Here is a 15,598-nt window from a genome sequence, read left to right as displayed (position 1 = left end):
AGGAAATCGATGGAAAAGATTCCCAAAGTTCTGTTTTTGACCCCCCTTTATAAGGAAAAAATCTGGGGAGGTCGGAAACTCGAGACTACACTGGGTCGAAAAATTCCAGAAGGGGCCATCGGTGAATCTTGGGAAGTCTCGGTTTATGGAACCGATGTTTCTCCCATTCAAAACCCCGAATTTCAAAATCTTCCCTTAACAGACCTTATACGAAAAGCTCCCAATGAAGTTCTAGGCAAACCATTTACAAATTCAGGATTACCCTTACTCGTAAAGGTAATCGATGCCAAAGAAAAACTTTCTGTCCAAGTCCATCCGGATGATGCATACGCACTCAAATACGATCCAAAATCCAACGGCAAAAAAGAATGTTGGTATGTTTTGTACGCTGACCCCGGAGCCGAGCTGGTAGTTGGATTTGATACTAATACAAATCGCGAAGAATATTCAGCTCTTGTAAAACAAAACCTGGGAGAGACGGTTCTTAAAAAGTCGAAAGTGCAATCCGGGGATGTATTTTTATTAAACCCCGGAACCATCCACGCCATTGGAGGAGGAGTTTTACTTTTAGAAGTACAACAGTCTTCCGATTCCACCTACAGAGTGTACGATTATGGTCGTTTGGGTGATGATGGAAATCCAAGAGAACTCCATTTAGAAAAAGCATTGGCTGTTCTCAATTTCCAAAAATCAGATGGTTCGGAAAAAAAATCAAAACAACTAATCACCTACCATCCATTCCCTCGTTACCTGTTCACTTCTAACGATAAATTCCGATTGGAATCCTGGGAGTTTCACCAAGCACAGAACTTCACCTTTTCTACGTTATGTGATCCGGCCGCGTTCGGAATTTTTTATACAATCTCTGGATCGGTTTATTTTCCTGAATTTCAGAAACTAGTAGGACCGAATGAAACCTTTATGGTCACGGCTACTGGCTTTTCAGAAACCATTTCTGCCTTTGCGGAAACGGGAACCAAACTCGCTTTTATGTCTGCTGGCTCCGATACTGTAAAATATCAATAACCTCCCCTATTGACAATCGTATAGATTGGGTATAATAGTTACCAGAGAGGATTCTATGAAAAAAATATTTACCCTATTACTCGTGTTAGCATCTACTTCAGTATTTGCTTTGTCTGACTTAGAGAACTTGATGATTAAAGAGGCAAATTCTCCAGAAAGTAAACAAGCAGCACGCTCCTACTTAAACTCCATGGCAAAAGAGAAAGAAGCAAATGCTGTACGACACGAAAAAATGGCGGGAAACAAAGGTGGAAAGGCAATCACCGAAGCGAAGTTTAAAGAACATTGTTTAAACCTAGCAAAAGAATTTCGATCAGAAGCAGAAGAATACAAAAAAGCTGCGGATGAGTTGAAATAAATTTCTAAATCTTAACTTTTAATTGGGTAAAGGAATTCTGTCTGTTTCCCCGGGAACTTTTGGAAATTCATCTTTTACCCATCTTTCTTTTGCTCTCTCAATCGCATCCTGACTTGTAGAAACAAAATTCCAAAAGATATGTCTTTTTTCCGTAAGTGGTTCTCCACCAAGTAACATCAAACGACTGTTTTGTTTGGCTTTAAATTTTACAGAACTTCCTTTTTCAAAAAGAACCATGGACCCAATCGCATAGGATTCGCCATTGGCTTCGATAGAACCACGAGATACATAAAGCCCAGCCTCTTCCTTGTCAGAAAGAATCCAATCCACGGTTTCAACCGAGGGACTCACTTCAATGTCTGCATAAAACAAGGGAGAATGTACAGTCGCCGGTGATTGTAATCCCAAGAAACTACCACCTAACAACCGAAAGACCAATCCATCTTTTTTAAGAACTGGGATCTCCAATTCAGAAAAATGTTCAAAACTAGGATCTATTTCTTCTTTTTCTTTTGGTAGAGCAATCCAGGTTTGAATGCCTTCTAAAACTTCGTATTTGGGATCAAATTTAGATCGTTCACTGTGTACGATTCCAGAACCGGCAACCATCCAATTGGTTTCGTGTGGCCTGATGTCCATTTCTACTTTCAAACTATCACGGTGAGTAATCACACCATCATACAAAAAAGTGATGGTAGCAAGGCCAATGTGCGGATGGGCTCGAACCACAAGTTCTTGTCCCGTGACCACGGGGACTGGACCAAAATGGTCAAAAAAAACAAAGGGACCCACCGAACGTTTTTCCATAGCAGGAAGAACGCGGCGGATGATAAAATTGTCTCCTAAATCTTTGGAATGGCCTTTGAGAGAACTTGTCATTTCCGTTTAGACTTACTTTTTTTTGGATTTGGTTTGGATATTTTCTTTTTCGGACTAGGCTTTTGTTTCTTTGCCGGTTTGTTTATTTTTCGTACAGGACCAGTTGATTCTTCTACCTTCCCTACAAAAAGTCCGATGGCTTCTTTTCCTCGCGACCAATGGGCTTTGTCACGAGCATTGAAGTAAAGGATGAAGATTTTTTCTGCTTCCGAATACTTTACATCACAAGCATAAACATGGCTTGCCTTCCATCCTTTTCCTGTGGGGCCAAGAATGGGTGTTTGGTTGATCCGTTCAAAATGAAGTCCATCTTCACTTTGTAAAAACAAAATAGCAGAACAGGATTCCTTTCTTACCGGATTCCAAAAAATACCGTTTTGAAATCCCAGATAACGTCCGTTCCATTCAATCACTTTTAAAGAACCGGCACCCAAGTTACAAAAAGGATCCATCTCACTCGGTGAAAGAATCGGATCAGAAAAATAAGAGAAAGGTCCGAGCGGAGAAGTTGATTCTGCAACAGTGATATGTTTAGGTTCACAAAATCCACAATCGGGAATATAAACAAGGGAAGAAGAAAAGTACATTCTGTACTTTTTTCCAAACCTCACCAAACAGGGATTACTGACAGAATCACCATACTTTGGATCTTTATGAAAAGGGAATTTGGGTTCAATGACGGTTTTTGGAGTCGACCAAGATTTCAAGTCTTTACTGGTTCGCACTTCAATTCGTGATTTCCATTTTCTGTAAGGAAACCAAGGCATTAGGATCTGTAAAAATTGATACTTTTCGTAATAGAGATAATACGTTCCCTCTTCTTGAAAGATAAAGGGGCGCATGGCATTCCAAATGACAGTTTTTCTTTTTTTCCAATGGATTCCGTCTTCAGAAAGAAATTCTTTTACACCAAACACATTGTGTGCAAAGAGATGCCAAAGACCGTCGGGAGCGTTTTCAGGAAATAAAAAACTCGGATCCGCCAAAACGGGCGACGGGAATCCGGGTTTTAGAATGGGATCGTCTTGGTAGAGTTGCCAATAGATATTTTGTTTGTTCAATCGAAATGAATTTCCTTATTTTTCTAAGACAACTTTGAGGTTGGATAGTCCCTCTTCAAAGTCTTTTCCTATCAATTCTTGAAAATCCATAAAAAGGCAAATTAAATTGGAGGGGTAAGGTACAGAACCATCAAATCCCCAGATGACTTTGGATTTTTTTTGGTCCAAAGAAGAAACCTTCATATAACTACGTTCGGTGGCCTCCATGGGTTCCAAGAAACGAAGTTCGGTTTCCATCTCCAAAGTATCCGCATTCACCATTTTGATTTCTTGTTCGCCAGTTCCCACTTCACTGTCCAAACTTTCCCAGCGAGAAATGAAACCAACAGACCCGTCTTGGCCTGTGAATATTCTTTTCATGTTGGTATCTTTTTTTGCCCAGACGCTATACTGGTCTTGGTTCTTCAACATTCGAATGTACGCAAATACATCCGAAGCTGGTTTGGCAATATCGATGGAACGTTCTACCTGATAATGGGTAGGTAGAAAGAGGGCCACGATGAGTGGGACGGCGATGATGCCTATAATTCCTATGGAAATTTTTTTGCCGAGTGTCATAAGTAAAGAATGTGATCTAAATTTTTAATTTAGTCAATTTATTTACCCACGCGGTTTCAAATTCCAACTGAAAATAAGAAGAACTATAGCAATCAAAGTCGATACGAGAATGGCGGACAAAGCCACGTCCCAAGAGTATTCTGTGGCAAGTACGGCAAGACCTTTGCCTTGAACAGTCCTTCCCAAAGATCCAAAAAGTCCAATAAAACCGGCGGCCGTTCCCACTGCTTTTTTGGATGTGAAATCCATACCCGCAACACCTAACAACATAACAGGTGGATAGATAAAAAGTCCAATGAGTCCAAACAAAAGATAATCAATCCATAAAGATCCAGGAGGGTTCAGCAAAATTCCTAAAAAAGCAAAGAAAATGGGAATGATACAAAGTAAACTCACCATTCCTCGTCGCCCATCAAATTTGTCAGAAACCCATCCCATAAGAATTGTGGAACCAATCCCTCCAAATTCCAAAATCAAAGTAGAGTATCCACCACCCACAAGATCGGCTCCTTTGGTTTCTTTTAAATATGTGGGGCCCCAATCAATCAAACTATAACGTATGATATAAACAAAAAAGTTGATAATGGCAAAGAGCCAAATGTATTTGTTTCGCAGCACTTGTTCAACAATCAATTGTTTGGTGGTAAGTTCAGCTTCGTGGTCTTCTTTTTCTTCTGGGGGATAATCTTTTCTATAAACTTCAACAGGAGGTAGTCCTTCTGATTGAGGTGTGTCCACAAGTCGAATGTACAAATACGCGCTACCTAAAAGAGCAATGACTCCCGGTACAAAAAAAGCATACTGCCATCCCAACTGCGATGCGGAATGAGAAGCGACCACTCCCACAAGTCCGCCTCCAATATTATGTGCAATATTCCAAAATGCAAACGTAGTACCCCGTTCTCGTACGGAATACCAATGTCCAAGAGAGCGTCCGCATGGTGGCCAACCCATTCCTTGCACAAGACCATTGGCTCCCCATAAAAATAGATGAATCCAATAATGATTCGCAAATCCAAAAGAAAAATTCAAAATGGCGGTAAGAAACAAACCCACTGCCATAAACTTTCGGGGATTGGAACGATCGGAAAGTGCTCCCATCAGAAATTTTCCAATTCCATAAGTGATAGCTGTGACGGCAAGGATGTCGCCTATATCTGCTTTTGAATAGGACAACGCTTCTCCAATTTCTTTGGAAACGGGAGAGAAGTTGTTTCGTGTTAAATAGTAGGTCGTATAACCGAGGAAAGTTGATTCTAATACTCGGAAACGAAATTTCGGATACAGAGATTGAATTTCTGATTCCGATTTTTGCGGTATGGATGGAGCAGGAGCGAACCATAGGCGAATGGTTTGTAACATAGACTTGGATATGATAGTCTAAACAAAAGGAGTCAAGTCGATTCTCATGAAAACAGATATACGAAACGGATTTATTGATACTGTAGGAAATACCCCTCTCATACGCATCAATTCCTTAAGTGATGAAACAGGATGTGAAATTTTAGGCAAAGCGGAGTTTTTAAATCCTGGTGGATCGGTAAAAGACAGAGCTGCCTTATACATCATCGAAGACGCAGAAAAAAAAGGCCTCCTAAAAAAAGGAGGAACTGTTGTGGAAGGAACAGCAGGAAACACGGGCATTGGTCTCACCCATATTTGTAATGCCAAAGGTTATAAGTCCGTCATCGTCATTCCAGAGACGCAATCTAAAGAAAAAATTGAAATGCTACGCACGTTAGGTGCCGATGTAACACTGGTCCCTGCAGTTCCTTATGCGGATCCAGGAAATTATGTACGAGTTTCAGAACGAATTGCATTAGAAACACCAAACTCGGTTTGGGCCAACCAGTTTGATAACTTAGCCAACAGAAATGCTCATTTTGAAACCACAGGGCCGGAGATTTGGGAACAAACCCAAGGCAAAATCGATGTTTGGACGGCATCTCTCGGAACGGGCGGAACCTATGCGGGAACAGGCCTTTACTTCAAATCGAAAAACCCAAAGATCAAATGTATTGTAGCCGATCCTTATGGATCGGGAATTTATTCCTTTGTCAAAACAGGAAATATCACGATCGAAGGTTCTTCCATTACGGAAGGGATTGGGCAAGGTCGAATCACAAAAAACATGGAAGGAATGCCGGCAGATGACGCCATTCGTATTCATGACAAAGAAGCACTTCGCATACTGAATTTGGTTTTAAAACAAGATGGATTGTTTATGGGAGGGAGTGTGGGGATCAACTTGGCTGCCGCTTACCAAATTGCCAAAGATTTAGGTCCGGGACATACCATAGTCACTGTGTTATGTGATAATGGGGCAAAATACCAATCTAAGATTTTTAATCCTGAATTTTTGGCATCCAAAGGACTTATTTAACCAAACAAGAGTTCGTTTTTTGAAGTCCATTTTTGCAACTGTTTCTCAAATGAGAGGCAGTTGTCATTGATTCCCCTAACTCTAAAGGTACATTCCCTTGCCTTAGGAAAGAAATTTTCTCGACTTTGTAGATTAGTGTATTTTACTTTTCGATAATAGAAACAGTCGCCAGATAAAGGTTCCCTGCTCTGTCTATTCATCGAAAAATATGAGTTATCTCCAAAGAATCTGTATCTATTTTGTTCTACTGCCGCTCTTTGCTTGTCAATTTCCAAGCATCAATCGGTCTTTTTTGGAAACCTATTCCACCTTTCGTTTTTTACAATCCAACACTCTTACGTATTCTATTTCCTTTCGTGTTTCGGGACTTATGGGATCCGGTCTCCAAATCGAAAACGATGGGGATGTTGTGGATGTATCGACAAACCAAACTTATACTTTTTCTAAAAAAATCCAATCCGGTTCTCCTTACAATGTAACAGTCAAAACACAACCCGCATCCCCCATCCAAAAATGTATTGTTTCGTCTGGGTCAGGAACAGTGCTTAACGGCAATATCGAAGGGATTCAAATTGTTTGTGGGGATGCCCTTTATCTCATTTATGGAACAGTAACGGGACTTCTTGGAAATGGCCTCCAAGTACAAAATGTAACTGGTGCCGGCACCGATGTGATCAATGTCAATTCCACAAATTTTTCCCTTCCCCCCATTCCGGCAGGAGAGACTTATAATTTTAACATCATAAGCCAACCCACAAGTCCAAGCCAAACTTGTTCCATCACATCTCCTGGAGTGACAGCAGGAACCATGGCAGCAGCGCATTTACCTGCCGCCATTAATTGTACAACCAACTCTTATGTAGTAAATGCACAAGTGACTGGGATTTTAGGAACACTCACTACTGGCAATGAACTCAAACTTACGTTAGATGGTTCAAATACGATCAATGTTACCACAGCTGGAACTTTTGCCTTTCCGGGAACCTATTTGAGTGGTGGGACATTTTCTATCGCCATTGACAACCCAGGTGGCATCATTACGACAGGGGTTTGTTCTTTGGCTTCTGCTACAATCACTGTTGCGAACGGGGTCTATAACATTCCCGTCAATTGTAGCAATGCATTTTTAATCAGTGGCACAGTCTCCAGTCCCGGCGGAACCACAACCAGTATCCTCAGCGGTTCTGTGACATTAGATTTAGTGAATACGGGAGGGACAGCATTTACTACCCAATCGGTCACAGTCAATGCCGGTGTGACGAACTTTTCTTTTCCTTCTACAATCCCTGGCGGTTCGGATTATCAAATTGTAGTATCTGCACAAGCACCTAATCAAGTCTGTACGATGACAGCGGGAGGAACCCATTCGGGAACCAATTCTGATGTCGGAACTGCGGTGGTAAATTGTAGTTTGCCAACACCAACCTTTTCCCCTGTAACTGGATCTATTTTTAATGATGATGGAACAGTCACCCTATCCACCCTCATTCCGGGATCAGAGTATCGTTATACATTAGGAAACGGAGGACAAGCAGATCCGACTTGTTCCACAGGAACTGCGACAACAACCACAGTTTCCATCACCGATACAAACCAAGCCGTCATCAAAGCCATTCATTGTAAAACCGGTTGGGTGGAATCGGCAGTTGCAAACTCCATTTATACTCTCAAAGTGGCTACGCCAACTCCTAGTTTGGCGACCGGGTCCTTACTCAACTCAGGCCAGTCCGTTAGTTTTTCAACCACAACCACGGGAACCACTTGGGTTTGTTCGGAAGGTGCTGCCGGAACTCCCACAGATCCTGTTTGCGGCGGAACAACAAATACATGTTCTACGGGGACATTAGGCAATTATGTATTCCCCACACCTGGTTCTTCTCAAAATGTAAAAGTTCGTATGTGTAAATCCAACTATGTGGGTAGCGACATCTTAAGTTTGAACTACCAACCCAATGTGTACACTGTCGGCGGAACGATCAGCACGCTCACAATACCTTTCGGACTCAACACTTTTGTTTTACAAAATAATTTAGGAGATGATTTGACCATTGCAGGAAATGGAACCTTCACCTTCAACACAGCCATTCCCACAGGTTCCAATTATTCAGTGACGGTTCTTTCTTCACCGCAAAACCCTTGGCAAACTTGTAATGTTACCAATGGATCAGGTACTGTGGGTTCTGCGGCCATTACAAGTATAACCATAGCATGTACGGTCAATCAGTATGCCATGAGTGGAAACATTACAAGTACTGTGCCCTTACCTTTAGGACTCACTGTCACCAATGGAGTCGATACCGTCAATCTTCCTGGTGGGTCGACTTCCACACCCATCTCCTTTGTCACACCGATTTCCAGTGGAACCAATTATGATATCAGCATTACTGCGGAACCACCAGGTTATGTCTGTGCCATCCAATCCAATTATTCGGGAATCGTACTCGGAGCTAACATTACCAATGTGACAGTGAATTGTATCCAAGGATACCGGTATGGAAATGCCATCTCTAGTAAAAAACCAGCTCCCATCCAAATGCATTACTATCGTGGCCTCGTGAGTACAACGGCCGGGCAAGCCACAAGTGGTGGCAGTGATGGGATTGGAGCTGCGGCCACCTTCACAAATATTGGTGGGATCACCTTTGACGGAACCAAAGGGTTTATCGTCGATTCCGGTAATCATAAAATCAGAGTTTTTAATCCAGGAAGTAATGCCGTTACATCCCTTGTAGGCAATGGAATCATTGGGAACACAGCAGGATCAGGTGCCGTCAGTGCCTTTAATTTTCCAAGAGCAATCACTACCGACGGAACCTATCTCTATGTTACAGAATATACGGGAAATAGAATCAAAAGAGTTCTGATTAGTTCCGGTTTCGCGGAAACACTGGCAGGAGACGATTCTACAATTTCCCCGACCAATGCCAATGTAGATTCTGTCGATCCTACGCAAGCAAGGTTTGCCTCTCCGACAGGAATTGTTTTCGATGATGACAAACTATACGTTGCAGACAGAAATAATTCAGCCATCCGAATCATAAAACTTCGAACAAGAGAAGTATCAACACTCACAAGCGGTGGTGATATCAACCAACCAGAGGGGATCACGGTTTCTGGTGATTATATTTATACTACCAATTTAGGAACTCATAACATTACAAAAACTCATAAAGTGACTGGGGCCACCACTATCCTTGCTGGGAGTACCAGTATTGGATTTGTTGAAGGAACAGGAACTAATGCCAGTTTTGTGATGCCACACGGACTCACTCATGATGGAATTTTTTTATACGTAGCTGATTATGGAAATCATCGGATCAGACGAGTTCATATGATAACGGGTGAAGTCCTCACCATCGCCGGTTCTGGTGGAACGGGACTTGTAGATGGAGAAGGTGTGAATGCATCTACCGATTCGCCTATGTACATTGCTAACCTTGGAAATATACTTGTATTCGGTACCAACCATACACTACGAACCGTCAACTCCTCAGGACTATTAGCATACTACCCACTCAATGGCTCGGTCGCCAATCTCGTGAATACCCAAACCATCACAGCAATAGGAAGTCCAGGTTTTGGATTGGGTCGATTTGGAGAAACCTCCGGTGCCGCCAGTACTTCCATCGGAAATGCAGGGACAGCACCTTCCCCTACTACCTCTACAAATACGATCACAATGTCTGCTTGGTTCCGCTGGGACGGAACAAACGCTGGCATTGGCAAGGTGATCATTTACAATGGAGTCCTTGGTTCTACGGGCCATGGACTTTTCATCGATTCTGATAACCATTTGGTTGTCTCCAGAGGTGGTTATCCAAATGACTCCACTAACATAACCATTGTTCCGAATTTATGGACCCATGTTTCCATGACGGTGAGTGGAAGTAATGTTTATCGAGTTTATGTAAATGGTAACTTAGTTTTTGAAAAACAACGTATAACCAATGCAATCAGTGGAGATTTTACGATTGGCGTGGGTTCTGGTGCTTCCTTTTTCTTTCCAGGAAGGATTGCGGATGTTCGGTATTATTCGCGCGTTCTCAATGAAGCAGAGGTCAATGACCTAGCTCGTAATGCCGATTCCAGCCTTGTCGGAAATTCTTATTCTTCTCGTCCAATCGAACTTCTCATGCAGTACGAAATGAACGGCAATTTAGATCCTACGGGATCGGTCGGAGGAACCCTTGGCTTATATGGAATGTTTTCTGGATTCGCACCTGGTCGAGACCGAAGTCCAGGCTCCAGTGTGCGACTACTTGCCAGTGACAATGGTTATGCGAATGGTCCAGAACTCGGATTACCATTAGGCCAACACCCGCGTAGTGTTTGCGTTTGGGTTCATCCAGAAAGATATCCAGTGAATGGCCAGAACTCAGCCATCTTTTCTTACGGAACTGCAGGAGGGGGAACGGAATTCATTCTCTCCATGTATACGGATGCCGGCGGAAACAACTTACTTCGATATGGTGGACTCGGCGGTGGTGAAGTCTATACGACTCACACGGTTCCTCTCAACCGATGGTCACATCTTTGTGGAATTTTTGATGGAAACGACGGCTATATCTACTTGAATGGTGTTGATATTGCAACCTCATTTGGTATTGGTTCCGCAGTGAATACAACTCCAAGCACAGGAATTTATGTAGGAAGAATGATGACCTTCCCCACGCAAACCTTTGCTGGTAAAATGACTGACCTTCGTGTTTATTCCAAAGCGTTGACCGGGAAAGAAGTAAGGCTAATGTCTGCTCAAATTCCAGTGGGTCTTGTGGCTCGTTTTGACTTTAATAAAAGCATAGAAGATGTGAGTGGAATGGGGAACCAATTGCTGAATATGGGTGTTGGCCTTTCCTTTGATCGATTTGGGAATACCTCATCCGCAATTAGTACAAATGGAACGAATTACCTTTCTGTTTATACTACCAATACCCAATTACCAAAAACAAACAAACCACGAACCGTTTGTGTACATTATAAATCCAGTCTCACTGATCCTGGGACTATGGTGAGTTATGGGCAGGCGAGTACAGACAGTTTGATTTCTCTCGGAACCGCAAACACTGGTAGCAGATATTTATTTTCAGGATTTGGAAATGATGTCGAAGGACTCTACTACAACCACCAAAATGTATGGCACCAACTTTGTGGAGTTTTCCATGGACCAGCTAATGGTGATTTGGCTATGTTATACCATAATGGGGTCCTGTTGCACACAGAAGTCAAAAATACTTGGAATACCAATCCGACTGCCTTTACCATTGGAACAAGAACTGACCTAACCACTAGTTTTTCTGGGTTTTTGGATGATGTATTAATTTACAACCGAGCTTTGAGTACGGATGAAATCCAATCCCTTTCTGGTTATGATCCAAGACAAGTGGCTTCCTGGTCTCCGACTTTAGGTCTTAGCAGTTTTCGACTCCATCTAAGTGCCGATAGTTTATCAAACCAAAGCAATGGAGCAGCGGTAACAACTTGGCATGACCGCAGTGGTAATGCCGCTTCCTTTTTTAATGGAAGCGCTGCTCCAACTTATAGTAGTACAGGATTTAATGGCAAACCATCGGTTTCCTTCAACTCATCTAATTCGGAATATCTATTTCGAGGTTCCGTCCTAGACATCCCTTTCGCAAACTCCACTTTCTTTTTAGCCTTTAGTCGGACAAACACTGCCGATGCTCCATTATTGGAATCAGCAGCAGGTGGGGTTTCTTACAATATCCAAAGTAACCGAGTGCATATGACTAAACTTACGGGAACTGACATTGGCTATAGCAATCCAGTGTTTGCAGGGACACTTGTTCCTTATTTATTCGCCGCAGAACATGTCTCAGGTTCTTTATTTGGAATGTTTTCCAACGGTGCTCCCGTTGGGATCACAATGAATACAGCGCAAACATTTACACAGAACAATATCTATTTAGGAACCAATGAAAGCACTTCTAGTTTCTTCTCAGGACATATCAGTGAAATACTCTATTACAAAACGAGTCTGACAAGTTCAGGGAGAACCATCGTATATTGTTATTTGTCCCAAAAGTATAATATAAGTTTAACTGGATCAGGAATCCTTTGCGACTGATCCAATGGATGATCCTTCTTTTGGAAATCAAACTATGATTTTGGTTCCATCATCCCATAAAAATTCTTCTCGAATATTCTATTGGTTTCTTTTGCTGATTCTATTTCCCCTCTTGATTGATTGTTCCCCAGACAATGAATCTCCCATAAAAGAACCACCTCCCCCACCAGCAGTGACCGTCCCTTTTCCAGAAGCCATGTATGTACAAAATGGATGTGCTTCTTGTCATGGAATGACCGGCAATGGGCGAGGAACCAGATCTAGTTTATTATCCAATTCACGAATTCCTAACTTCCAAGATAAGTCGACTTATATTTATGGATCTACCAAAGAAGCCATAGCCAAAACCATTAAAAATGGAATTCCAGGAACGTATATGAAAGCTTATTCTCATATGCGAAAAACGGAAATTGATTCCGTAGCAGAATACATCCAAAAGATGCAAAAATAATTTTGTTTTTATCTTCCTAAATTCATTAACGTAGTAAACATTTCACAAGCAGTCACAGAACCTAACTCACATGAGTCGCTCAGTTCTTCCAAAGCAATCGTGATCTCTTCTGATTTTTTTGTTTTTAACCGACTAAGAGCACTGGATTCCAATTCCTTAGCTTTGGAAATTTGGTTCTCTGGATTTTGAATCTTCCAAGGGTTAGGTCTTTTTTCAAAAGACAAACTATCTAAAAATACCTGAATATCTTTTTCTATTTGAGGATAAACAGATTCGTAACAAGTGATTAAAATTGTGAACCCGAACTCTTCCTCAGTGGCAGTGATATAGTGTTGTACGATTGTATCTTCTTTATCTTTAAAACTTCCCAACATTCCTAAAAACTTATAACCGTTTTCGGTATTCGGAATTTTTTTTATGGAAAAAGATTTACGGATACTAGTGATCAAACTAAATCTTCTAGATTCTGCATGGAAAAGAATAGGATGCAAGGGAAGTTTGTTTTCCGATTCTTTAAAAAGAATCACGAGGGCGGGGATGATTTCTCTTCCCGATTCCTCTTTGAGTGCTTGTGTTTTAAAATGATCGAACTTGGTGGTGAACCCATTGGATCTACGTTCGGTAAGATACCACTCGGAAGGTAAATCAAACAAGATACAGTTTGTACGAAAACAGGATCTCCAAGGAACAGAATTTGCACTTAGATTCATAGAAACTAACAAAGAAATTGTTAGATATCCCAAAAGAATCCGAATTAAATTCATACACTGAGTTCCTTTCGATTTTTAAAATGTTCGAGTGAATTTGGGTTTGCTAATGCATTTTTATTTTTTACTTCCAAACCAGCTACTGTTTGTTTCACGGCAATTTCGACTTTTTTGCCATTGACTGTATAAGGAATCTCGGGAACGGAAAGGACAAGGGCAGGGACATGCCTTGGAGAAGTTTCCAATTTGATTTTTTCTTTAATTTTTTTGATTAGAGTTTCATCCAGAGAAATTCCCGGAGCAGTGACCACAAACAAAACCACACGAACATCATCCTTATACTCTTGGCCAATGATCACACTGTCCTTCACTTCGGAAATGGTAGAAACTACAGAATAGATGTCAGCAGTTCCAATCCGCACACCGCCGGGATTTAGTGTGGCATCAGAGCGTCCATAAATCACCAAACCCAACTCCTTTGTGATGGAAGCAAAATCACCATGACACCAAATATTATCATAGGTTTCAAAATAGGCCGATTTGTATTTAGCTCCCGACTCATCGTTCCAAAAAGAAAGAGGCATCGAAGGGAATGGTGTAGGACAAACGAGTTCCCCTTTTTCGTTTTCGACAGACTTACCCATATCATCAAAAACTTGTACATCCATTCCTAGTCCCTTACATTGGATTTGGCCTTCGAACACGGGTAAGGTGGGATTTCCTAAAGCAAAACATCCGTTTAAGTCGGTTCCTCCAGAAATAGACGAGAGTTGCACATCTTTTTTTATATTTTCATAAACATAACGAAACCCAGAATTAGGAAGAGGAGAACCTGTAGAAAGGATTACCTTTAATGCTGGTAACGGATACTTAGATTTGACCTGAACCTTTTCTTCTTCCAATACAGAAAGATATTTGGCACTGGTACCAAAAACTTGGATGGATTCTTTTTCAGCCATCGACCATAAAGTTTCCCAGGAAGGATGGAATGGATTTCCATCAAATTGGTATAAGGTGGCCCCTAAAGCCAAAGCCGACTGGGACCAGTTCCACATCATCCAACCGCAAGTTGTATAATAAAAAAATCGATCTTGTTTGGATAAATTACAATGTAACGAAAGTTCTTTGGTATGATTGAGTAAAACTCCCCCACCCTGGACAATACATTTTGGAAGGCCCGTTGTTCCGGAAGAAAACATAATATAAACTGGATCGGAGAAACTAATAGAAGTATAAATGATTTTGTCAGACGAGTTTGGCGGATTGATATCACTGTATCGAAATGGAGAATGGATTTTACCAAAATCCTTTAAGGGTTCTACAAAATCATAGATGATGGTTTGTTTGAATTCGGAACCACCAGCTTTTGCTAACTGGAGGGAAACTTCTTCTAATTTATCTGTAATCGAAATTTTTTTGCCTTTGAACAGATAAGCTTCAACGGAAAGAAAAACTTTCGGTTGGATTTGTTCGAACCGGTCAAGGATTCCCCTAACACCAAAGTCCGGTGAGGCGCTAGACCAAATAGCACCTAACGAAGTAGTTGCCAACATCCCAATGGTAGCAATCGGCGCATTTGGCAAAAGGCCAACAACTCGGTCACCCTGTTTCACACCAAGAGAAATCAAATGTTTTTGTAATTTTAGAACTTCATCTTTTAGTTCCGAATATTTTAACCTTTGAATCTTTCCATCTTCTGAATAAAAAACCAAAGCCAAATCATTCGGACTTCCCACTTCCAATAAATTTTCAGCAAAATTATACAAGGCACCAGGAAACCACTGGGACTTTGAAAAATGAGTTCCGCGATCTAAGGTTCGTTCCGGTTCTTTATGTAACTTAAAACCGGAATAGGACAACCATTCCTTCCAAAATAAATCGGACTCATCCACCGAAAACTTATGGAAAGAAACATAATCAGAAAATGATTTTGCAAACCGTAATTCCAGATGACCTTGGAAACGGGAAAGGTTCGTATCTTTTGAATGAGGAGTCCAAAGTATATTTTGAGTCGCCATGAAGACTGATCTTCCTGGATTTGATTTTTGAGGCAAGTATGATTGTGTAAAATGACTGGTAGAAAAAAATAT

The 15,598-nt window shown here is 41.4% G+C and carries 11 protein-coding genes; 5 read left to right on the top strand and 6 right to left on the bottom strand.

Annotation, left to right across the window (positions count from 1 at the left end; translation table 11 throughout):
- Window positions 1-9 precede the first annotated feature (9 nt).
- On the top strand, window positions 10-1,026 hold the full coding sequence (locus tag JWG41_RS19650; protein ID WP_205271348.1) for a type I phosphomannose isomerase catalytic subunit: 1,017 nt from the start codon (window positions 10-12) through the stop codon (window positions 1,024-1,026).
- Window positions 1,027-1,081: 55 nt separating this feature from the next.
- A complete protein-coding gene (locus JWG41_RS19645; RefSeq protein WP_232374116.1) occupies window positions 1,082-1,384 on the top strand; it encodes a hypothetical protein in 303 nt (100 codons plus the stop codon).
- An 18-nt stretch (window positions 1,385-1,402) separates the two neighbouring features.
- Here JWG41_RS19645 and JWG41_RS19640 read toward each other — a convergent pair whose 3' ends face one another.
- Genes JWG41_RS19640 through JWG41_RS19625 form a run of 4 tightly spaced genes read right to left on the bottom strand, consistent with a single transcriptional unit; the run spans window position 1,403 to window position 5,244 of the window.
- On the bottom strand, window positions 1,403-2,263 hold the full coding sequence (locus JWG41_RS19640; protein ID WP_205271349.1) for a pirin family protein: 861 nt from the start codon (window positions 2,261-2,263) through the stop codon (window positions 1,403-1,405).
- Entirely contained in the window at window positions 2,260-3,324 is a 1,065-nt protein-coding gene (locus JWG41_RS19635; RefSeq protein ID WP_205271350.1) for a glycoside hydrolase family protein, read from the bottom strand. Before JWG41_RS19635 ends, JWG41_RS19640 begins: the two co-directional genes overlap by 4 nt.
- Window positions 3,325-3,339: 15 nt before the next feature.
- Window positions 3,340-3,882: an SRPBCC family protein gene (locus JWG41_RS19630; RefSeq protein WP_205271351.1), complete on the bottom strand. Its 543-nt coding sequence runs from the start codon at window positions 3,880-3,882 to the stop codon at window positions 3,340-3,342.
- A 42-nt stretch (window positions 3,883-3,924) separates the two neighbouring features.
- Complete coding sequence (locus JWG41_RS19625) at window positions 3,925-5,244, bottom strand: MFS transporter (protein ID WP_205271352.1); 1,320 nt, start codon at window positions 5,242-5,244, stop codon at window positions 3,925-3,927.
- A gap of 46 nt (window positions 5,245-5,290) precedes the next feature.
- On the opposite strand from JWG41_RS19625, the gene JWG41_RS19620 reads away from it, so the two are divergent.
- The 3 genes from JWG41_RS19620 (at window position 5,291) to JWG41_RS19610 (ending at window position 12,801) form a co-directional block, all read left to right on the top strand.
- Window positions 5,291-6,265, top strand: coding sequence for a cysteine synthase A (locus tag JWG41_RS19620; RefSeq protein WP_205271353.1), 975 nt, complete (start codon window positions 5,291-5,293; stop codon window positions 6,263-6,265).
- Window positions 6,266-6,473: 208 nt separating this feature from the next.
- Complete coding sequence (locus JWG41_RS19615) at window positions 6,474-12,350, top strand: LamG-like jellyroll fold domain-containing protein (protein WP_205271354.1); 5,877 nt, start codon at window positions 6,474-6,476, stop codon at window positions 12,348-12,350.
- Between the two features lie 4 nt (window positions 12,351-12,354).
- Entirely contained in the window at window positions 12,355-12,801 is a 447-nt protein-coding gene (locus JWG41_RS19610; RefSeq protein ID WP_232374117.1) for a c-type cytochrome, read from the top strand.
- 8 nt (window positions 12,802-12,809) lie between these two features.
- On the opposite strand, the gene JWG41_RS19605 is transcribed toward JWG41_RS19610, so the two are convergent.
- A complete protein-coding gene (locus tag JWG41_RS19605; protein ID WP_205271355.1) occupies window positions 12,810-13,565 on the bottom strand; it encodes a hypothetical protein in 756 nt (251 codons plus the stop codon).
- Complete coding sequence (locus JWG41_RS19600; protein ID WP_205271356.1) at window positions 13,562-15,526, bottom strand: acetoacetate--CoA ligase; 1,965 nt, start codon at window positions 15,524-15,526, stop codon at window positions 13,562-13,564. The genes JWG41_RS19605 and JWG41_RS19600 overlap by 4 nt, the downstream gene beginning before the upstream one ends.
- Window positions 15,527-15,598: the final 72 nt, after the last annotated feature.

Source organism: Leptospira chreensis, from assembly GCF_016919165.1.
GTDB lineage: Bacteria > Spirochaetota > Leptospiria > Leptospirales > Leptospiraceae > Leptospira_A > Leptospira_A chreensis.
Note: the sequence above shows the minus strand (reverse complement) of the source record. Positions and strands in the feature narration are given on the sequence as shown.